Genomic DNA, 21,423 nt, shown 5'->3' with positions numbered 1-21,423 from the left:
TTTGGTGTAACATTTGTTTAGTAGCTTCTACTAATTGAGTAAAAATATAATACTATGAAGTTTTTAAGAAATTTATTAGCAACATTACTGGGATTATGTATCTTCTTTGGCTTGTTGTTTATTGGTTTTATGGCTATTATCACAGTAGCTGGAAGTAGTGAAAAAGTCATCGTAAAGAATAATTCTGTACTTGAGTTGGACTTATCAACGGTTCAGTATGACTATGGAGGAAAGTTTAGCTATAAAGACTTTAATTTTAACGATGAAAGTAAGGATGGAGTTTCGGATGTATTGATGGCAATCGAACAAGCGAAAGGGGATGATCGCATCAAGGGAATTTCTATCTTGAACAATGTATCTTCTTTGGGGTTTGTTCAGCGCAGAGAAATCAGAGAGAAATTACAAGATTTTAAATCAAGTGGAAAATTTGTTGTATCCTATGCTAACGCTTTATCACAAGGCGAATACTATTTGAGTTCAGTAGCAGATACGGTTTATGTCAATCCAGTAGGAGCCGTGGATTTCCGTGGATTATCAACAGAAATTTTATATTTAAAAGGACTACAGGATCAAACAGGCGTGCACATGGAGGTTATTCGCCATGGTAAATACAAAAGTGCCGTAGAGCCTTATTTAGAAAAACAAATGAGTGAAGCCAATAGAGAGCAAATTACTGTATTCTTAAATTCAATTTGGTCTACGTTGGTTGCTGATATTTCAAAAAGTAGAAATATTGAGGTTGATAGTCTAAATGACATTGCAACGAACTTAGCCGCTAGAACACCAGAGCGCGCGTTAGCTGTGAAGTTGATCGACAAAGTTGCCTATGAGGATGAGTATCATGCGGGCATTAAAAAAGCGTTGGATCTTGCACAAGATAAAGACTACAATAAAATTGATGTTTTAGAATACATCAAAGCAGATAGTCCAATGAGAAAGGCGAGTACAGACCAAATTGCGGTGATTTATGCCCAAGGACAAATCTTAAGTGGAGAAGGAAATGTAAACTATATTGGTGAGGGATCAATCAACAGAGCGTTGAAAAAAGCGCGTAAAAACGATAAAATAAAAGCAATTGTATTGCGCGTAAATAGCCCTGGGGGAAGTGCTTTAACATCAGAGTTAATTTGGAGAGAAATTGAATTGACGAAAAAAGTTAAACCCGTAATTGTATCTATGGGTGATTTGGCTGCTTCGGGAGGATACTATATCTCTTGTGGAGCGGATCATATTTTTGCCGATCCAGCAACGATTACAGGTTCTATCGGGGTGTTTGGTATGTTGCCAAACTTCAGTACCCTAGCAACTAAATACGGGGTAAACGCAGAGCAAGTAAAAACGCATCAAAACGCAGCTTCTTATAGTCCATTCCGTAAAGTAGATGAGTCATTCAAATCGGAGATCACGGAGAGTATTGAGTTTATCTATGAGACATTTGTCAATCGCGTAGCTACAGGTCGTGGTATGACGTTTGAAAAAGTAGATGAGATTGCACAAGGACGTGTTTGGACGGGTGTAGATGCTTTAGAAAAGGGATTAGTTGATGAATTAGGCGGATTAAACGATGCCATTGCCTATGCAGCGAAAAAAGTTGAAATCGAGGAATATAAAGTGGTAAACTATCCAGAATATGAATTGAAAATCAATGACTTATTACGCAATTATCTAGGTGCTTCAATCATGCAAACCCAAGATGAATTGCTGAAAGAGAAAATTGGACAAGAAAATTTTGAGATGATGGAACGTTTAAATTATTTTAGTTCACTTAAAGGAGCGCAAGCTATTATGCCTTTCGAAATTAAAATTCAATAAGATAAGAATTTTACAAGATAGCGAAAGAGTCAACTCATATGATTTGAGTTGACTCTTTTTTTTGTTATTTTGTATAAAAAATAAATTGATTATGAAAAAGAAAATTTGGTTATGGGTTGGTGGAATTGTTGGTGGACTATTTCTAGTACTCCTTGCAGCTCCATTTTTATTCAAAGGGAAAATTCAAGATTTAGTTCTCAAAACAATCAACGATAACTTAACAGCTACGGTGTCGTTTGATCAGGTGAATTTGAGCTTATTGAAAAACTTTCCCAAAGCAACAGTAACAATTGACGGGCTGACCATTGTCAATACAGCACCTTTTGAAGGGGATACATTGGTACATGCGCAAACCATTGGCTTAAAAATGTCCGTCATGGAATTGTTTAATGGAGCAGATAAGCCCATGAATATCGAAGAAATTTTATTGAAAGAAGCAAAGATCAATGTAATGGTTAATGAGGAAGGCCTCGCCAATTATGATATTGCATTGAAAGAGGATGACGAAAAAGAAGAGGATAAGGATAAAGAAGATACCCCCTTTTCTTTAGCTTTAAGGCATTATCAAATTGAAAATACTAAGCTTGTTTACACCGATTTAAGCTCTAAAATGCAAGTTGTTATCGATGAATTTAACCACGAGGGAAGAGGAAATCTAACGGCTAATGTTTTGGATCTCGATACGAAATCAAAGGCAAAGGTATCTTTTATCATGGATGGAACGTCGTTTTTGAATCAAGTACAGCTGTCTTTAGATGCGATGATTGGTATGGATATGGATCAGCAAATTTACACCTTCAAAGAAAATAAAGCGCTAATTAATCAATTGCCTTTACAATTTAACGGTCAGGTGCAATTGCTAGAAGCAGGACAGGCTTTTGACCTGTCATTCGCAACACCTGATTCCGATTTTAAAAACTTTTTAGGGTTGATTCCTGAGGCGTATGCAGGTGGATTAAAAGGAGTGACAACTACAGGAGAGTTCAAAGTAGCAGGTCAGGTGAAAGGGAACTTGACCGAAACGACAATTCCTACTTTGGCTATTGAAATGGCCGCAAATAAGGCATCATTTAAATATCCTGACTTACCTAAAGCTGTGGAGCAAATCGTATTGGATATGAAAATCAATAATACGACAGGGTTGATGAAAGATACGTATGTTGACCTGAATAAATTGTCGTTTAAAATTGATCAAGATGTATTCAATGCTAGTGCTAATATCAAGAACCTAGCTGAAAATCCGCTAGTCGATGCGAAATTAAATGGGGTGATTAATTTGGCTAATGTGACCAAAGCTTATCCTGTGAAACTCGATGTTCCCTTAACGGGAATCTTAAAAGCCAATGTTACGACGAATTTTGATATGAATTCGGTTGAGAAAAGTCAATACCAAAACATCAAAAATGCAGGAGATATTAGCTTAACGAATTTCCATTTTGCTTCAGTTGCAATGGCTAAGCCATTGGATATTAAAGAAGCCGCTATTTCTTTTAATACCAACCATGTGAGCTTGAATAAATTTGCTTTGGCAACAGGACAAACGGATATAGCAGCTGATGGGCGTTTGGATAATTTATATGGCTTCTTGTTCAATAAACAAACGCTAAAAGGGAACTTTAACGTGCGTTCTACGAACTTTATTCTAGCGGATCTCTTGAAAGGGGATACTGCCCAAGCAGCTGAAAAACCGAAAGAAGAAAAAGCTAAACCTGCTCCACAAGGAGAAGCTTTGAAAATACCTGCGTTTTTAGATTGTACCATCAATGCAGATGCTAAAACGGTAGTCTATGACAACCTTACTTTGAAAAACGTAAAAGGTCGTTTAATTGTCAAAGATGAAACCGCTCGTTTAGAAAATATGACGACAGATATTTTTGGCGGAAAATTGTTGTTTGCAGGAGATGTATCAACAAAGGAAACACAACCCAAGTTCAATATGGATTTAGGACTGAAAACCTTGGATATCAAGGATACATTTACTCAATTTGAGTTCTTGAAGAAAATCGCTCCTATCGCGGGGATTATTGCTGGAAATATCAATGCGAATATAAAATTGAACGGACAGCTAGAAGGCAGTGACTTTTCGCCAATTATGAATACGCTTTCAGGAGATTTAACAGGAGATATCCTAAACTCTCAAGTAAATGTTGCTAATTCAAAACTGCTTTCTTCTTTAGATTCAGCCGTAAAATTTGTTGATTTAAGTAAATTAGATTTGAATAATAAACGCATCCATTTGAAGTTTAAGGATGGAAAAGTACAAGTCTCTCCTTTTGATTTGAAATTGAAAGATATGAATGTACAAGTTTCAGGAGAGCACGGTTTTGATCAACAGATGAATTATGATCTAGATTTCAACGTTCCTGCTAAAATGTTGGGGTCTGATGTAGCAAATCTCTTGGCGAAATTAAGTCCTCAAGAAAGTGCAAAATACGATGCGATTCCAGTGAAAGTTGGACTAACAGGTGATTTTAGTGCACCAAAAGTAGGAACTAATATGAATGAGGTGATAACAAACCTAACCAAACAAATTGCAGAAGATCAGGCAAACAAGTATATCGATAAAGGAAAGGATGCTTTAAAAGATTTGTTGAGTGGCGGAAAAAAAGATAAAGCAGAAGGAGAACAGCCTGGTGAAGGTGAACAGAAGAAAAATGAAACGGAAGAAGCTGTAGAGAAAATAGGAAAAGGATTGAAAGATCTTTTTGGAAAAAAGAAAAGTGAATAATACAAAAGAGGGTGTCCAAAAGGTCACCCTCTTTTGTATGATATAAAATAGGACTTTTCTCTTGGATTAAAAATTCAGGCTATTAAAACGAATATTAGACCTATTCTTCATACGTTTTCTTAGATTAGGCGCAAGAGGTATTCGCCCAACTTCAATTTCGACCAGTTCTCATCTTCTTAGGGTAAACCGAGTCAAGTAGGTGTAGGATATCCGAAGGATGAATCAGGAACAGATGGCCGGAGTGCTGAAGTTGTTTTGCCTCAAATTTAAGAGATCATGAGGATAGCTATACAGGGACACATGCATGCGCTACTAGTGTTTTAGTAGACTTGTTACATAGAGGAATGGCTGTGAAAAAAAGTTTTATTCTACAAAGGGGATAGTAAAGGGATAGTAAGGGGATTGTAAGGGGAAACATTGGTAAAAAGGCCTAAAACCCTTGCTGGTATTAACTTACCCTTTACAAACCCTTTACAAGCACTTCACTAATCCATGACAATGGATTGAAATTCAATTGATTAAGGCTTTTAATTTAAAAAAGAAAGTAAAAAAATGCTTTATTTAGCTCATAAAGAGAAGGAAACGGAAGGAGATTGTCCTTGTTTTTCTACTTTTTTAGTTTTGTTTCCAGCGGAATAGGAAAGCTAGCTACGAGGTTTGACGCTTAAAAAAGTAAGAAGCATGTAACGTGCAAAGCTAGGGAAAAATGAAAGAGGGGCTAAAGGAATTTTAGCCAAACGATCTTCAGGCAATAGTGTTGGCGATTTTAAACGTTCAGATTTGAACATTATAGTTGTCTTTCTTGTTTAGGTACACCATGTAGCTAATTTTTTTTAAGGACAAACAAGGTAAAAACCCCGCCTTTTTTAGCCGGGGTTTGTTTTTTAGGCTTTTAGATAGCCTCTATTTTATGCTATATCAATTTGAACCACATAGCCTTCATAGGTTCTAATATTAAAGACCGTACCATCTTCAAATAGTAAATATTGTCCTTTAATCCCTTTTAATACCCCTTGATAGGATGGGGTTTTATCTAGGTTTAAGCTTTTTATTTTTGTAGGAAATGCTAAAACGGGGTAATTTAACTCCCATAGATCTGCCGTTGTTGAAGCAAAGTAGGCTTGTACTTCTTCGGGTAATTTGGAAACCAATGTGTTTCTGATTTCTACTAGATCCGTGTGAATGATATCATTTTGCAACATTTTGCGCCAGTTGGTCTTATCGGTAAAGAGGTCTTTTAGTGCTACTTCTGTAATTCCGGCCAAGTAGCGATTGGGTACTTCTACAATGGGAATAGCGCTCGAAGCTCCTTGGTCTATCCAACGGGTTGGTACCTGTGTTTTACGTGTTACACCAACTTTCACATCACTTGCTGCAGCTAGATACACAATATGCGGTTGTAATTGAACTTTACTTTCATACTCTAAATCACGATCGGCAATCCCTAAATGAGCCGTACTCAATTCGGGACGCATAATCCAATCTCCAACAGCTGGACTTGCGTAAAAACAGTCATAACAAAAGCCTTGACGGAATATTTTTTTGTGTCCCCCACAATTTAAACATTCGTAATCAACAAATGTAATTGAGACTTGACGATCCAATACTTGATTTAAGTTGATGAAGTTATTTTGAAAGACCAAATAGTATTCAATTGGACTACTCCATTCCGTTTGCATTTTGTTTAAAACTCCTTCGTATAGCATAAATAAAATTGTTATTTTTGGGTAAGGAGTAAAAGTACAAAAACAATTTTTATTGTTTAGATTCTCTTTTTACAAGGAAAAGGTAGTTCCCTTATTAATAATGTATATATGGCGCTGACAATTGTTAATTCTATTGCTTCATGGATTCTTAAGAAGAGAATTCATCAAATAGATTTATTTCGAAAATACCCCAATGAGGTACAAAACGATGTGTTTTTAAGTTTGATTAAAGCAAATGAGAAAACATTATTAGGAAAGCAGTATGATTATGCTAGTATTAAAAGTTATGAAGCATTTGCAGAACGCGTACCCATATACACGTATGAAGCATTTGAACCTTATATTGAACGAGCAAGAAGAGGGGAGAACAATATTTTTTGGTCTGAACCAATCCGTTGGTTTGCCAAATCTAGTGGAACAACAAACGCAAAGAGTAAGTTTATCCCTGTTAGTAATGAAGCATTAGAGAATTGCCATTATAAAGCAGCTAAGGATTTACTTTGTTTGTATTTGAACAACAATGAAAACTCACAGCTATTTACGGGAAAAGGTCTTCGCTTAGGTGGAAGCAAACAGCTCTATGAGGATAACAATACGGTCTTTGGGGATTTATCGGCAATTCTTATTGATAATATGCCTTTTTGGGCTGAATTTAGCAGTACACCATCCAATAAAACCTCGTTAATGTCAGAATGGGAAACCAAGATGAACGCGATTATTAAAGAAGTACGCGATGAAAACGTAACTAGTTTTATGGGAGTCCCTTCGTGGATGTTGGTCTTGTTCAACAAAATTATGCAAGAAACGGGAAAAGGGAGTTTGCTAGATCTTTGGCCTAATGCTGAGGTGTATTTTCACGGAGGAGTTAGTTTTGAACCCTATAAAGATCAGTACCACAAATTATTGCCGAGTGCGGATTTTAAATACTATGAAATTTACAATGCATCAGAAGGCTTTTTTGCCATTCAGGATCAAAATGGATGTAATGAACTCTTGTTGATGTTGGATTATGGTATTTTCTATGAGTTTATTCCCATGGAGACCTTTGGAACAAGCGCACAGAAAATTGTTTCGCTACGCGACGTTGAAGTAGGGAAGAACTACGCCATGCTCATTACTACCAATGCCGGTTTAGTGCGTTATTTAATTGGCGATACAGTTCGATTTACTAGTTTATTGCCGTATCGAATTAAGATTACGGGTCGAACGAAGCACCATATTAATGTTTTTGGTGAGGAGTTAATGGTTGAAAATACAGATCGAGCGTTGGCTAAAGCATGTGCATTGTTCCATGTAGAAATTGCAGAATATACGGTAGCTCCTATTTTTATGGTAGACAGAGAAAAAGGCGCCCATGAATGGATCATTGAATTTACAAAAGCACCAGAAGACTTAGCAAAGTTTGCTGAAGTTTTGGATCAGTGCGTTCAGGAAGTGAATTCCGATTACGAAGCTAAGCGATATAATAATATGACATTAAATCCTTTGGTTTTACACCAAGCACGTCAAGGATTATTTTATGATTGGTTAAAAGAGAGCGATAAATTAGGGGGACAACATAAGGTACCGCGTTTATCAAATGAAAGAATGATTATGGAAGAATTACTAGAATTAAATCAATTGAAACGAGTATAAAAAAGAAAAGCTCCCACCTTGTGGGAGCTTTTTTTATTGCTAGCTAAAATTATTTAGCAACTTCTTCTGTAGCTGGAGCTTCTTCTGTAGCTGGAGCTTCTTCAGTAGCTGGAGCCTCTTCAGTTACAACTTCTTCAGTTACAACTTCCTCTGCAGGAGCTGCTACTTCTTCTGTTGTTACTTCTTCTTGAGCTGGTTCTTTTGCAGTGTCTTTACAAGAAACAAAAGATACACCCATCATAGCTACTAAAGCAATGCTTAATGCGATTTTTTTCATTTTACTAAAGTTATAAAAGTTAATTATTAATTCGATACAAATATAGAAAATATATCATTCAATAATTTGTTTTTGTAAAATATTTTTATATAAAAATTTATTTTATAAAATACTGTAAATCAATATGTTATTTTTTGTCGTTTTTAGGATTTACCAATTTCATCTCATTTATCAAGTGTTTTGCATCTGCAAACTTGTCAATAAGGAATAAAATATAGCGTGCATCCACCATAATATTTCGACAAATAGCTGGATCGTAATAGATATCACTCATCGTTCCTTCCCATACACGGTCAAAATTTAATCCGATTAAATTTCCATGCGCATCAATCGCTGGACTTCCTGAATTCCCACCTGTTGTGTGGTTGGTAGCAATAAAGTTGACAGGTAGTTTGCCATCTTCCCCATACACTCCATAGTCTTTTGCATTGTATAAGTCAATTAACTTAGCCGGTACGTCAAATTCATAATCGCCAGGTACATATTTCTCCATGATTCCTTCTAAATGGGTAACCGGTTCATAGTAAATAGCATCTTTCGGTGCATAGCCATCTACTTTACCATAGGTTACACGTAAAGTGCTATTTGCATCAGGGAAGATTCTAGCATCTGGATAAAGTTCCAATTGTGCTTTCATATACGTGCGTTGTAATGCTTTTATTTCAAGATCTAACGTTTCGTATTTTGGTAAAATATTTGCTTGGTAGTTTTGAATTAAACTTTTGGCAAATACGTATCCTTTATCTTCTAATAAGGCTGTTTTTACCTGATTGGCATCGCCACTTAATAATTCCTGTAATCCTTCATAAGAAGTCAACTTACTTTGTCCATAAATTTCTTTAGTTAACGCCTCAACATCAGCATCAACTAAAGCTGGCGCTAAATACGCTTTTGGTGCTTTCTCTTTATATAAGCTAACAATGGCTTTGAATACATCTTCATCTACATTTTTATTGTAGTTTTTGTAGAAGCGCTCTTGCGATTGTAATAGGTTCTTCTTTCTGCTTTGGAATTGTGCCTCATTATTCAATGCATTTTCCACAGCAAATAGTCTCCAAGCAGTAGCTAATAACTCGCCGTTGCGCAGGGCTACTTCCATAAAATAGTCTCTACTCAAAGCGTATGGCGCAATCTCTTGGTATAATTTTTCAAATTGAGGAAGAATTGCCGTGTATTCTTTGGCATTTTTGCTTTTCTTCGCTCTTGCTATAAAGTCTTGTTCGTACGCTTTTTTAGCTGCTACAGCATTGCTCTTTTTCAATCCTTGACTTTCGCCAATCCATTTTTTCCAATAGTTTGCTGTTCCAGCGTATTTTGATGCATATTGGATTTTGATCGCTTGATCATTGCGCATATATTCATCGGTAATTTTTAAGGCAACGTCGCGTATGCCAATCTTAGCTGGGTTCAAATCATTGATGATTTGCTCAATCGCGTATGAAGGTAAGTATTCTTGTGTTTGACCAGGGTAACCAAATACCATCGTAAAATCATCCTGTGCTACCCCATCAAGGGATATAGGGAAGAAGTGCTTCGGCGTATAAGGAACGTTATCTTGGGCATACGCTGCAGGGCGATTGTTTTTATCTGCATAAATACGGAATAAAGCAAAATCACCTGTGTGACGAGGCCATACCCAGTTATCCGTATCTGAACCAAATTTTCCAATAGAAGAAGGCGGCGCTCCTACTAAACGAACGTCTGTAAAGGTTTCAGTAACAAATAAAATGTATTGATTTCCTTCGTAGAACGATTTGATTTTGTTCTCTTGCCAATCCTTTTTTGGAAAAGTAGCAACTGTACGAGAAATATTTACATTGATTTTTTCTTGTTTTTGAAGCTCTGTGTCTTTGGCTTTTACTCCCTGCATCACTGCAGCAGTAACATCCTCAATACGCACAATAAAGGTAACTTCTAAATTGTCATTCGGCAATTCGTCTGCTTGTGATTTAGCCCAAAATCCATCCGCTAAATAATCGTGTTCCACAGATGAATGCGATTGAATTTGTCCGTAACCACAGTGGTGATTCGTCAGTAACAAGCCTTGTGCAGAAATAACTTCAGCTGTACATCCCCCATTGAAATGAGGTACAGCATCTTTCATGCTCGAATTATTCACATCATAGATGTCTTGAATAGACATTTTCATCCCCAACGTCGTCATTTCTTTTTCGTTCATTCCCTCTAACAACGACGGAATCCACATCCCTCCTTGTTGTGCATAAACGGGAACAATAAGAAGTGCAACGAGCAGTTTAAATGCGTTTTTAAATCTTAAGTTCATAAAATTGTTCGTTATATTTTTATGCGAGCCAAGATACAACTATTCAGCTAATAGGGAAGTATGTTTGATTGTTCATCCTCTCTTTTAAGTCTATTTTGAGAAAAAAACAGCGAACCTACCTAACGAAATATAGGAAAATGTACATTTTAATAGTATAATTCAATTAAATGGAGGGTTAGTGGTGAATGGTGAAGAGTAGAGATGGGAAATGGGAGAAGGGGGATGGGAGAAGGGTGATGGGAGAAGGGTGAGTGGTAAGTGGTGAGTGGTAAGTGGTGAGTGGTGAGTGGTGAGTGGTTCATGGTAAGTGAGTTACTGATGAATGGTGAATGGTGAGTGATGGTAAGCTTTCCCATTTCCCATTTCCCTTTTCCCTTTTCCAAAAAAAAAGACCCTGTTAAAAAAAAGAGGATATCACAGGTGTTGGTCCAACTACATAAATAAAAAGGCTACTGGTTTCGTAAATAAGATAGTTTACGGTAAAAATGAGAACTCTAGTTCGATAACTTCTCAGAATTTAACCTCGAGCTATTGTGACAATGAATAATTTGACTTATCTTGCTCGTTCGGTATTGAACTAAATTATATATACCTCTAACTTTCTATAAGTTACCTATAGCGTAATTATTAATTCACAGTATAAAAGGCAAGTAAACAAAGGCGTTTACTTGCCTTTTTTTATGAGATTCCACAGTTTAGACTCGATCTTTTATGAGGTTATCAACAATTTTAATTCTTATTTATTTTTAGATTGTTAATAACTTTTTTAGTCTAATATGTTGTTTGTTTTATTTTGTAAAATGCTTTATATTAATTAAATACATTTGATATGATCTTTGTGGTTGCAGCTTTATTAGCTAGAATAAAGGTCGAACTCACCTGACTTAATTCACAACGTAAAGCTTCGTTTGTTAATAACTTTGATAAATTGTTAATAAAGTCCGTCTCATTGTTAATAACTATACAACTACCCAGCTGAATCAAGTCTTTGGCTTCCTGAAATTTCTTGTAATTCGGGCCAATGAGAATGGGAACGCCAAACGTTGCAGCTTCCAGAATATTGTGTATGCCTGCGCCAAATCCTCCACCAACGTAAGCAATAGTGGCATAACTATAGGCTTTGGTCAATAAGCTATAAGCGTCAATAATGTACACTTGTACCTCGGATAAGTCGGTGTTAGCTGCTGTGTATTGAGAGTGGAGTTGCTTAGGTTTTTTTATCGATTCGTATAGTTGGTTGATTTGCTCTGGTTTTATGTTGTGAGGAGCAAAGACAACTTTTAATTCTTGATCTGTCGTTTGATTGATGTAGTCCACAATGATTTTTTCATCTTGTGGCCAAGAACTTCCGACTACAAGGGTTTGTTTTGTTTTTCCATGGGTCAATTCTTCTAAAAAACAAAGTGTATTATCTTGTTCTAAAATCTGACTTACACGGTCAAAGCGCGTGTCTCCTACTACTTCGCTATTGTTTAATTGTAATGTGGCAAGTAATTGTTGGGATTGTGGGTTTTGAACAAAGAAATAAGTAAAAGCTGTTAATGCTTTTCTGTAAAATCCACCGTACCATTTAAAAAAGACTTGATCAGGCCTGAATATCCCTGAAACCAAATAGGTCTCAATGGACTGTTTTTTTAGCTGATCAAGGTAATTAGGCCAATATTCATACTTGACAAAAAACACTTTTTCTGGATGAGCTAGTTTTAAAAAAGTTTTTGCATTTTGTTTGGTATCCATTGGAAGATACAGGGTAGCGTCCGCCAAAGAATTGTTTTTCTTTACTTCATAACCTGAAGGAGAAAAAAAGGTAAGTACAATTTTGTGTGAGGGGAATCGTTGTTTTAAGGCTTCCATAATAGGAAGACCTTGTTCGTATTCTCCTAAAGAGGCTACGTGAATCCAAAATACCCGATCGGTTGGTTGAATTTTTTGCTGTAAAATGGAAAAAGACCTTTTACGGCCCTGAACAAATAACTTAATCTTAGCATGGAATAAAGCAACTAGGGGTAAGATAGCCGTAGCAATATGAATAAGTAGATTGTAAAGAAATAGCATATAGAATAGTTTATCTAGCGAAATTACGTTTCTTTTAGTAAAGAAAAGGTTTTTGAAGTAAAGAAATTAGTATTTTTGTGGTTGTAAAACATATCGATATTCAAGTTGTTTTGCTCTAAAATTGAGAAGAGCAGATGACTTAGATATACTAAATCCAAGGCGATGAAACAAATTCAAATGGTTGACTTGAAAAGTCAATATGAAGGAATTAAAGAAGAAGTAAATCAATCGTTCCAAGAAGTGTTAGAGACTTCGGCCTTTATTAATGGCCCACAAGTGCACACTTTTCAAGCGAATTTAGAGCAGTATTTAGGAGTGAAGCACGTTATTCCTTGTGCAAATGGAACAGATGCATTGCAAATTGCGATGATGGGACTAGGGTTACAACCTGGTGATGAGGTTATTACGGCTGATTTTACTTTTGCTGCTACAGTTGAGGTAATTGCGTTATTACAATTAACACCAGTATTAGTTGATGTTTGCCCAGATAGTTTGAATATCTCAGTAGAAGCAATTAAAAAGGCAATTACACCTAAAACAAAAGCGATTGTTCCTGTACATTTATTTGGGCAAGTAGCGAATATGGAAGCCATCATGAATATTGCTGCAGAACACAATTTATATGTAATTGAAGATAATGCACAGGGTATTGGTGCTAGCTATACGTTTTCAGATGGCAGAAAAGTAAAAACGGGAGGAATTGCTCACGTTGGAGCAACGTCTTTCTTTCCGTCTAAAAACTTAGGTTGCTACGGAGATGGGGGAGCTATTTTTACGAATGACGATGATTTAGCTCATATTATTCGCGGAATTGTGAACCACGGCATGTACGAGCGTTACCACCACGATGTAGTAGGGGTTAACTCGCGTTTAGATAGCTTACAAGCAGCAGTATTAAATGCAAAATTACCGCGTTTAGATCAGTATAATAAAGCAAGAAGAACTGCAGCAATGCAGTACTCTGAAGCGTTGGCTAATCATCCTAATGTAATTACGCCAAAAGTAGAAGGAGATGCAGATAGTCACGTGTTCCATCAATATACATTGCGTATTGTCAATGCAGATCGCAATGCGTTAATGGCGCACTTACAGGCTAAAGGAATTCCTTGTGCTATTTATTATCCAATTCCGTTACACAATCAAAAGGCGTACTTAGATCCTCGTTATAAAGAGGAGGATTTTCCAATTACCAATCAATTGGTAAAAGAAGTATTGTCTTTGCCGATGCACTCGGAATTAGAGGAAGATCAAATTAAATTTATCACAGACGAGATTAAAGCGTTTTTAGCTTAATTTCTCCTTACCTGATATAAAAAAGCCTTGAGTAATCAAGGCTTTTTTTAGTTTATATTCTTTTGGTAGATGTATTGATTAGTAAGGAACACAAGGCACAGGCGGCCAAGGATAGGGCGACGATATACATGGATCCGTCGTTTAAAGTGTTTAGCAATACAGAAGTAACAAAAGTAAAGGCTAATTGGGAAGCGCCGAATAGGGCAGAAGCAATTCCTGATTCCGCTTTAAAGGGCGAAAGTGCTAATGTTGTAGCGGTGGGGAAAAGCATACCTAATGGCAGTACAAAAAAGAACAGAGGAACCAGTTGATAGTAGATAGAGGCTTCTATCAAAATGAACCCCAGTAAGGTAAGAGCCGCAATTACTTGTATGCTCGTACCTAAGGTGATGATTTGCTTAGGCTCTAGGCGTTTTCTCAAAAAAGAGGAGGTAAGGAATGATCCTAGCATTAATCCGCAGGAATTCACCATAAAAACGACGCTAAAGGCACTGCTGCTTAATCCACCTACTTTCATGACAAGAACGGGTGAATTGGAAATGTAAAGCATCAAGCAGCTGAAGGCAATACTTCCAATTAGGGTATAGGTAATGAAGGTTTTATTTTTAAATAGCCTCAGGTAGTTCTGAATAATTGACTTGACTTCCAAAGTAGGCAATCGATTAGAAAAATCTTCTTTTAAAAAGGTAAAGGTCATGGCAATACTGAATAGGGCAAATAGTCCCATGGCGGTAAAAATATGCGGCCAATCAAAGTATTTCAATACGGCATTACCGAGTATAGGAGCAACAATAGGAGCAACTCCTCCTACGAGTGCCAAGATGCTGAATATTTTTAGCGTTTTATCTTTGTCAAATCGCTTGTTGACAATAGAACGTGCAATCACAAGTCCACCGCTACTTCCAAAGGCTTGTAAAAAGCGATAGGCCCACATCATTTTGATGTCCGTAACATAGAGACAAGCAAAAGACGTTAGAATAAAGATACTCAAGGATAGGATAATTGGTTTTTTGGCTCCGTATTTATCCGAGATAGGCCCCCAAAAGAGTTGACCTACAGCTAAGCCACCTAAGAAGGTTGACAAAGATACTTGAACATAGCTAACATCAGTTTGTAGGTCTGCAGCTATTTTGGTAAAAGCAGGTAAATACATATCAATGGCTAGAGGACCTAATGCGGTAAGACTCGCCAAAGTAAAGATTAAAACCCACTCTTGAAGTGATAATTTATCCACAGTTTTAAATGAAATAGAAAATCCTTGATGTTTTTGGGATCAAGGATTTCGTTATATTGTTGTTGATTTTTTTAGATATTGAAGGTTTCAGCCTCTTTATCAATCTTTTTGATTAAGCCTGTTAACACTTTTCCAGGACCTACTTCAGTAAAGTTAGTAGCTCCGTCTGCAATCATTTGCTGTATGGATTGTGTCCATTTCACTGGTGCAGTTAATTGAACAATTAAGTTCTTCTTAATAACCTCTGGGTCACTTACTGCAGTAGCAGGTACATTTTGATAAATGGGACATGTTGGTTGATTAAAGGTAGTTGCTTCGATTGCTGCAGCCAATTCTGTTCGAGCAGGTTCCATCATAGGAGAGTGGAAACCACCACCTACAGGAAGCAATAACGCTCTTTTGGCTCCTGCTTCTTTTAATTTTTCACAAGCTTGTTCAACAGCTCCAGTTTCTCCTGAAATTACTAATTGACCTGGACAGTTATAGTTTGCAGCGACTACAACACCGTCAATTTCATTGCATACTTGTTCTACGATTGCATCTTCTAATCCTAACACAGCTGCCATGGTAGAAGGAGTAATTTCGCATGCTTTTTGCATGGCCATTGCACGTTGAGATACTAAACGCAAGGCGTCTTCAAATGCTAAAGTACCATTGGCAACTAAAGCAGAAAATTCACCTAATGAATGTCCAGCAACCATCTCTGGTTTAAAGTTTTCGATTGTTTTTGCCAAAATCACTGAATGTAAAAATACAGCAGGTTGCGTCACTTTGGTTTCTTTTAATTGTTCTGCAGTTCCTTCAAACATAATAGTTGTAATATCGAAACCAAGAATGTTATTCGCTTGATCGAATAACTCTTTTGCAATTGCTGAACTTTCGTATAAATCTTTACCCATTCCAGTGAACTGAGCACCTTGACCAGGGAAAACGTATGCTTTCATAAGTTTAGTATTAAAATATAGATTCGAGGCAAAAATAAGGTATTTTTCTCAGTTAAACGAAAAGGAATAAAAAAAGCCATCTGAAGATAGATGGCTTTTGATATGATTTATTGGATAATTCCAATTCGATTGTCTTTAATTTTTGCTTGATCTTTTAAAGCTTGTAATACTTTAGTCGATGCACTTGCACGAACTACATTGTCTGTCTTAGTTCTGTAACTGTTGTAGTGATCTAATTCTGGAGCAAGATTAATTCTTGTTGTTTTTACCATGTAAACTCCTTTTACTCCATCAATAAGTTTTGAGTTTTGATTCACTGGTGTTCCAAATGCAGTTCCTACTACTAATGGTTCGTTACCAATATTTGTAATTAATGGATTCTGTCTTGTTACATCCATAACTAACGAAACAGAAGCATTCGTTTGTTTTGATACCTCTTCTACTGTTGAAGCAGTCATCTTTTGTCTAATCATCACCGCTTTTTTCTCATTCATTAAAACGGGCTCAACTATTTTTCTAGCTTCTTCAATTGGCAATAGACCTGTATTGTTTGTAGAAGTTAATTTAGCAACGATATAGCCATCAGGAATGTCAAAACGCTTTGCTTCTCCGTCTTTTGTCTCTTTGTTAAATGCCCATGAAACGATTTCGCTTCTAGCTCCAACTGCTTGTAAGTACTCATCAAAAGGACGAACAGTTACATCTTGTTGAACGATTGCATTTAATTTTTCTGCTTCAGCTACAAAGTTAGCTGTACTAGCTGCAGATTCAATTGCTGTTGCTTTAGCAAATGTTTCGTCAGCTGTTCCTTCAGATACTTCTACTTTTCTAGCTAAAGTAGCAATTTGTACCCCTTCAGATTTCCCTAATACTTGAATTACGTGGAAACCGTAATCAGTTTCTACAACACCAATTTTACCAGTAGCATTGTTGAAAATAAAATCCTCGAATGGTTTTACCATTTGTCCTTTAGCGATATCTTCATATTTACCACCATTAGCTTTAGATCCTGGATCTTCTGATTCAGCAGCAGCTAATTCAGCGAAGTTAGCAGCAGTTGCTTTTTTCAAGATTTCGTCTGCTTTTGCTTTAGCCTCTTCTTTTGTTCTTGTTGCTGCACTTTGTGGAGCACCTGCATAAGAGATTAAAATATGAGCAGCATTTGCTTTAGCTCCTGCTTTTTTATCTACAATACGAGAAATACAGTAGTGATCATTAAATAAATAAGGACCGAATACTTCTCCTGGTTGTAGGTTGTATAGTTGTTCTTGGTATTCTAGTGGTAAATCTTTTTTCGCGTAATATACACTGTCAAATTTTACATCAGAATTCGCGTTGATGAAAGCAGCTAAATCTCTCGTTGCTTTGAAACCTGCGATTGTATCATTCTTTTTTGTTTCAGCATTGTATTGCACTGTTGGCAATAAGAACGCCTCTACTGTTTCTTTGATATCTTCTTTGTCTTTGTCTGATGGTTTGCTTTCAATATAGGCATAAGTCAATTCACGTGTAGGTTCTGATTTGAATCTATTCTCGTGTTTTTTCATGTAACCAACGATTTCATCATCACTTACTTTTGCTTCGTCATCGTTGATTGTGCTATATGGAACAGTAACGTAATCAAAAGTTACTTTGCTGTTTTCTCCATGATAAGAGTATTTCGCCTCGGTTTGAGTAGTATAGATTCCTCCTTTAACTAAAGCGTTATACATTTGTTGAAGACCAAATTTTTCTAGTTCAACTTCATAGTTTAACCAAGCTTGCCATTGTTCTGGACCAGCTTGTTTCATTCCCATAACCCAAGCATTAAACTTAGCCATGTCAAATTGTCCTAATTGATTTTGGAACTCTGGACTATTAGCAAACATAGGGTTGGTTTTCACTACGTTCATTAATTGGTCTTTTCCAATTTGTAAACCTAATTTTTCGAACTCGGTTTTTAGCAGTATATTATTCACTTCGTTATTCCAAACCATTTGAAAGGCTTGATTTCTGCTCATTTGATTCCCTTGCTCTGCTTGGGAAACCTTCTGTTGAAAGATCTGCGTATTGATATCTTCACCATTTACGCTTCCAATATTTCTTGAAGCACCAGCACCACCGCTTCTAACCACGTCTCCAATAACGAATGCTAATAAAGCAATACCAATTACTGCAATTAACAGCGCCGACTTTTGTCTAATTTTTGATAAAACTGCCATGTTTTTTTATTATGTGTAATTTTTTTCAGAGAGCGAAAATACAATTATCTCTTTAATAATAAAAGGGGTAAACCCATTATTTTGAAGAAAGAATACGTTTCTCAATGAATTTTACTGTTAAAAAATAAAATTTTTTAGCTAAAGCTTGATTTGACCTAGTAAAAATAAGCATTTAGGTAAAGGAAAAAGATAAAATTATAAAAATTAAAAGAGAGGAAGAACCGCAAAAAAAAGTCGTCTAGCTGAAATTAGCAGGACGACTCTTGGTTATTTTGTATGGAATATTATTTTTTCTTGTAATGATCTACCATTCTTTTGCTGTATTTTCTTCTGAATAAAAACATAAAAATACACAATGCTGCCGCTGCAAAACTCAACCAATAACTGGAGAAAGGTTCGTTTACTGCAATTTTAGTGATGGCATCATAAATGAATAAACCTGCAATGAATAAATAGAGAAAAGGTATAATTTGTAATGCTTTCATAATTTAGTTTTCTTTTTTAATACTTTCTGCATAGCTATTTCTAGCTTTAATTACGTTGAGTTTGCCGTCAAAATCAACGCCTACGCCTTGGGTAAAGTTTTCTTTGTCTGTTGACGCTTTGTATTTTCCGTTGGTGTAAAACCAATCGCGTTTTTGATCATAGTACAGCTGATCTGATTCTAGCTTCTTATTGTCGTGGGTTGTAATAACTACATTTCCTCTTAAATCGACTAATTCAGTTGTTGTATACTGAATGGCGTAATCAGCAACTACGGTGTTTTTATTGTTGTCATTGTCAAAGAAAGTCAGGTGAATGCCTTCAGGAAATTCGGTAAATTTATATTTAACCGTAGAGTAATCAAGCATTTTATTACTTACTAGTATCGCTTTTACTCTCCCTGAATCCACAAATTGGCCTTGCATATTTTCCGCAATTCCCGCAGGATAAAAGGGAGCTTTGTGGTGTATTTTCTGAATATCTCTAAAATTGCTTTCACAAGACAACAGGGTTAGGATACAAAATCCTAGAAGAATTAAAGGTGTTTTCTTTGTGAATAACATGCCCAAATGGTATTAGTCAAATTTGCGTTTCATAAACCAGAAATCGTTCAACGATAAACCAATCGATAAGTTGAAGTAGTTTTCTTTGATCAATCCACTGTTTTTTGTTCCTCTACTTCCGTATTCAAGTCCAATGTTTACGTTGGATAACGTACGTCCAAATAATGGAAATCCTGCACCTACAGATACGGCATAATCGTTGATGCTTTCGTTTTTCAACACCAATCCAGTATTTTCATAACGAAATCCAGCGCGATACACAACGCGATCAAAATAGCTCGTAAATGAGTTGTATTTCGGGATGTAGAATCCACCAATAGCATAGCGCTTTGTGTCTTCAAATCCTGAATAAGCAGATTGATTCCAACTATTTCCCAATTTGCTATTTTCAAGGTATGTGAACTGTCCTGAAACAAACCACTTTAAATTTTTACCAATACCGGCTCCAATAGCGAGTTCTTGTGGTTTCTTTAGGTTTGTACTTCCATTGAATACTTCTCTAGAGTCAACAATTCCACCATTGGCATTTAAGATTCTTAAATTAGTCAAATTATCGGCAGTAAGTTTTGTTTCAGGGCTATAGGTTAGGTTGGCTTGCCAATCGTACTCTTTGTATTTTCCTTGGTACTGCACTGCTGCTCGGATTTCGTATCCTGTATAGTCAATTCGACGTACTTCACTTGTTCTAGAAGTTAGACCAAATCCATCCCCCGCATCAGTCATGGTAATTAAATCCGTGTGTTTGGTATTACCAAAATAGTAGCTCGCCTGAACTCCTACTTGAATATTTTTGTTGATTTCATATCCAGCCCCCAAGAAAACGCGGTTTACCCCACCTTCTCCTTCGAGTTGGTTATTGGTCTTCTGATTGAGGGTGTTGGTTTGTTCATTTTCGATTTTATAACCTACATTCGAATAGGGTTGTAATCCAAAAATAACGCTGTATTTTTTCGTAAGAGGCAATCCCAAGGCGAAATAGTCGAGGGATTGACGTTTGATATTGTCAGATCCTTGATCGGATTTGAAATTATAGAATTTTGAGGTACTTCCAACCGAAAAGGTCGTCGCCTTTAGTTGGCTAATAGCAGCAGGATTCATTAAGTTTAGGTGTAAACTATCTGAATAGACACTATTACCTCCCATAGCTTTATATTCATTTGTACCATTGTAACCTAAATCTCCAATTCCGTAAAACGAATAAGGAGACGCAGTTCCTTGCTGAGCGAAAGCTTGAGCGGATAAAATAAGGCTAAAGCTAAGAATGATTCTTTTTATCATTTTCAATTATGTATTGATATATATGGTTCAAACTCTCGGAAAGAAAGTTTGGATTAGCAAATATTATATTTTTTAATCTTTTAGCCAAAAAAACTGCATCCCCACCCGTTAAAATTATTGTTAAATCAGCATAATCTTTTTTATAACGGTTAATAATATTATCGATTTCTGCAATAATTCCATTGATCACGCCGGATTGAATCGATTCATGTGTATTTTGGCCAATGAAATACGAAATATCTTCCATTTCCAATAAAGGTAGTTTAGCCGTATAGTCATGTAAAGCTTTATATCGCAATTGTAAACCAGGCGAAATGGATCCACCCAGGTACTCATTCTCAGCATTGACAAAATCATAGGTAATACAGGTGCCTGCATCGATAATTAAGCGGGCCGTATTGGGGTATTGTATGGTTGCCCCAGCAGCAACGGCTAGGCGATCGATGCCTAAGGTATGTGGAGTTTTGTATTTGTTGGATAAAGGCAAGGGGGTTGTATGGGTAATTTGGGTTAAATCGGTGTTTTTTTCGAGCCATTCGAGAAGCGTATCGTCCAAATGACCGACACTTGCCAAGACAATTTTAGGTTTTTTACTATTTTTTTGAAAAAAAAATAATAATTCTTTTTGTAGGTTTTTCGTTGAAAGATAAGTGGTGTTTACAAGGCTATCGTTTTCAAACATAGCGAGTTTGGTTCTTGTATTGCCGATATCAAGGGTGTAAATCATGGTTCCATTGCTTTGTAGAACAAAGATAATTAAAGAAAAATTGACTTGGATGTTTTGTAAGAATAAAAAAGTATTATATATTTGCAACCGCTTAAGAGAACAAAAGTTCACTTACTAAAAGCCAATTGGTGCCTTAGCTCAGTTGGTAGAGCAAAGGACTGAAAATCCTTGTGTCCCTGGTTCGATTCCTGGAGGCACCACAA

The 21,423-nt window shown here is 36.4% G+C and carries 15 protein-coding genes and 1 tRNA gene; 5 read left to right on the top strand and 11 right to left on the bottom strand.

The window, feature by feature from the left end; translation table 11 throughout:
- Positions 1–54 precede the first annotated feature (54 nt).
- Together sppA and ACPDHL_RS10875 are read left to right on the top strand one after the other, a co-directional pair.
- Positions 55–1,812 (top strand): signal peptide peptidase SppA, encoded by a 1,758-nt coding sequence (sppA, locus tag ACPDHL_RS10880; RefSeq protein WP_430532787.1) that lies wholly within the window; start codon positions 55–57, stop codon positions 1,810–1,812.
- A 91-nt stretch (positions 1,813–1,903) separates the two neighbouring features.
- Positions 1,904–4,540 (top strand): AsmA-like C-terminal region-containing protein, encoded by a 2,637-nt coding sequence (locus ACPDHL_RS10875; RefSeq protein ID WP_430532786.1) that lies wholly within the window; start codon positions 1,904–1,906, stop codon positions 4,538–4,540.
- Positions 4,541–5,448: 908 nt separating this feature from the next.
- Here the strand turns inward: ACPDHL_RS10875 and ACPDHL_RS10870 are convergent.
- Entirely contained in the window at positions 5,449–6,246 is a 798-nt protein-coding gene (locus ACPDHL_RS10870; RefSeq protein WP_430532785.1) for a DUF2797 domain-containing protein, read from the bottom strand.
- A 108-nt stretch (positions 6,247–6,354) separates the two neighbouring features.
- Here ACPDHL_RS10870 and ACPDHL_RS10865 point away from each other — a divergent pair, with 108 nt between their 5' ends.
- The gene (locus ACPDHL_RS10865; protein WP_430532784.1) at positions 6,355–7,881 is read left to right on the top strand and encodes a GH3 auxin-responsive promoter family protein; all 1,527 of its coding nucleotides are present in this window, start codon (positions 6,355–6,357) and stop codon (positions 7,879–7,881) included.
- 49 nt (positions 7,882–7,930) lie between these two features.
- Here ACPDHL_RS10865 and ACPDHL_RS10860 read toward each other — a convergent pair whose 3' ends face one another.
- The 3 genes from ACPDHL_RS10860 to ACPDHL_RS10850 form a co-directional block, all read right to left on the bottom strand.
- Positions 7,931–8,158 carry a hypothetical protein gene (locus tag ACPDHL_RS10860; RefSeq protein WP_430532783.1) on the bottom strand — a complete coding sequence of 76 codons (228 nt, stop codon included), beginning with the start codon at positions 8,156–8,158 and terminating at the stop codon, positions 7,931–7,933.
- Between the two features lie 127 nt (positions 8,159–8,285).
- Positions 8,286–10,442, bottom strand: coding sequence for a S46 family peptidase (locus ACPDHL_RS10855; RefSeq protein ID WP_430532782.1), 2,157 nt, complete (start codon positions 10,440–10,442; stop codon positions 8,286–8,288).
- Positions 10,443–11,252: 810 nt separating this feature from the next.
- A complete protein-coding gene (locus ACPDHL_RS10850; protein WP_430532781.1) occupies positions 11,253–12,497 on the bottom strand; it encodes a 3-deoxy-D-manno-octulosonic acid transferase in 1,245 nt (414 codons plus the stop codon).
- Between the two features lie 162 nt (positions 12,498–12,659).
- Between ACPDHL_RS10850 and ACPDHL_RS10845 the strand changes: the two genes are divergently transcribed.
- The gene (locus ACPDHL_RS10845) at positions 12,660–13,790 is read left to right on the top strand and encodes a DegT/DnrJ/EryC1/StrS family aminotransferase (protein ID WP_430532780.1); all 1,131 of its coding nucleotides are present in this window, start codon (positions 12,660–12,662) and stop codon (positions 13,788–13,790) included.
- 52 nt (positions 13,791–13,842) lie between these two features.
- On the opposite strand, the gene ACPDHL_RS10840 is transcribed toward ACPDHL_RS10845, so the two are convergent.
- The 7 genes from ACPDHL_RS10840 to ACPDHL_RS10810 form a co-directional block, all read right to left on the bottom strand.
- Positions 13,843–15,024, bottom strand: coding sequence for a multidrug effflux MFS transporter (locus ACPDHL_RS10840; protein WP_430532779.1), 1,182 nt, complete (start codon positions 15,022–15,024; stop codon positions 13,843–13,845).
- A gap of 71 nt (positions 15,025–15,095) precedes the next feature.
- Entirely contained in the window at positions 15,096–15,968 is an 873-nt protein-coding gene (gene fabD, locus ACPDHL_RS10835) for an ACP S-malonyltransferase (protein WP_430532778.1), read from the bottom strand.
- A 107-nt stretch (positions 15,969–16,075) separates the two neighbouring features.
- The gene (locus ACPDHL_RS10830) at positions 16,076–18,169 is read right to left on the bottom strand and encodes a peptidylprolyl isomerase (RefSeq protein WP_430532777.1); all 2,094 of its coding nucleotides are present in this window, start codon (positions 18,167–18,169) and stop codon (positions 16,076–16,078) included.
- Positions 18,170–18,453: 284 nt separating this feature from the next.
- The gene (locus ACPDHL_RS10825) at positions 18,454–18,654 is read right to left on the bottom strand and encodes a hypothetical protein (RefSeq protein WP_430532776.1); all 201 of its coding nucleotides are present in this window, start codon (positions 18,652–18,654) and stop codon (positions 18,454–18,456) included.
- Between the two features lie 3 nt (positions 18,655–18,657).
- The gene (gene lptC / locus ACPDHL_RS10820; protein WP_430532775.1) at positions 18,658–19,215 is read right to left on the bottom strand and encodes an LPS export ABC transporter periplasmic protein LptC; all 558 of its coding nucleotides are present in this window, start codon (positions 19,213–19,215) and stop codon (positions 18,658–18,660) included.
- 12 nt (positions 19,216–19,227) lie between these two features.
- Positions 19,228–20,493 carry a hypothetical protein gene (locus tag ACPDHL_RS10815; protein ID WP_430532774.1) on the bottom strand — a complete coding sequence of 422 codons (1,266 nt, stop codon included), beginning with the start codon at positions 20,491–20,493 and terminating at the stop codon, positions 19,228–19,230.
- Positions 20,471–21,220: a type III pantothenate kinase gene (locus tag ACPDHL_RS10810; protein WP_430532773.1), complete on the bottom strand. Its 750-nt coding sequence runs from the start codon at positions 21,218–21,220 to the stop codon at positions 20,471–20,473. Before ACPDHL_RS10810 ends, ACPDHL_RS10815 begins: the two co-directional genes overlap by 23 nt.
- A gap of 127 nt (positions 21,221–21,347) precedes the next feature.
- On the opposite strand from ACPDHL_RS10810, the gene ACPDHL_RS10805 reads away from it, so the two are divergent.
- Positions 21,348–21,420 (top strand) — tRNA-Phe (locus ACPDHL_RS10805).
- The last annotated feature ends 3 nt before the right edge of the window (positions 21,421–21,423 follow it).

Source organism: Myroides sp. C15-4 (genome assembly GCF_050522745.1).
Lineage (GTDB): Bacteria > Bacteroidota > Bacteroidia > Flavobacteriales > Flavobacteriaceae > Flavobacterium.
Note: the sequence above shows the minus strand (reverse complement) of the source record. Positions and strands in the feature narration are given on the sequence as shown.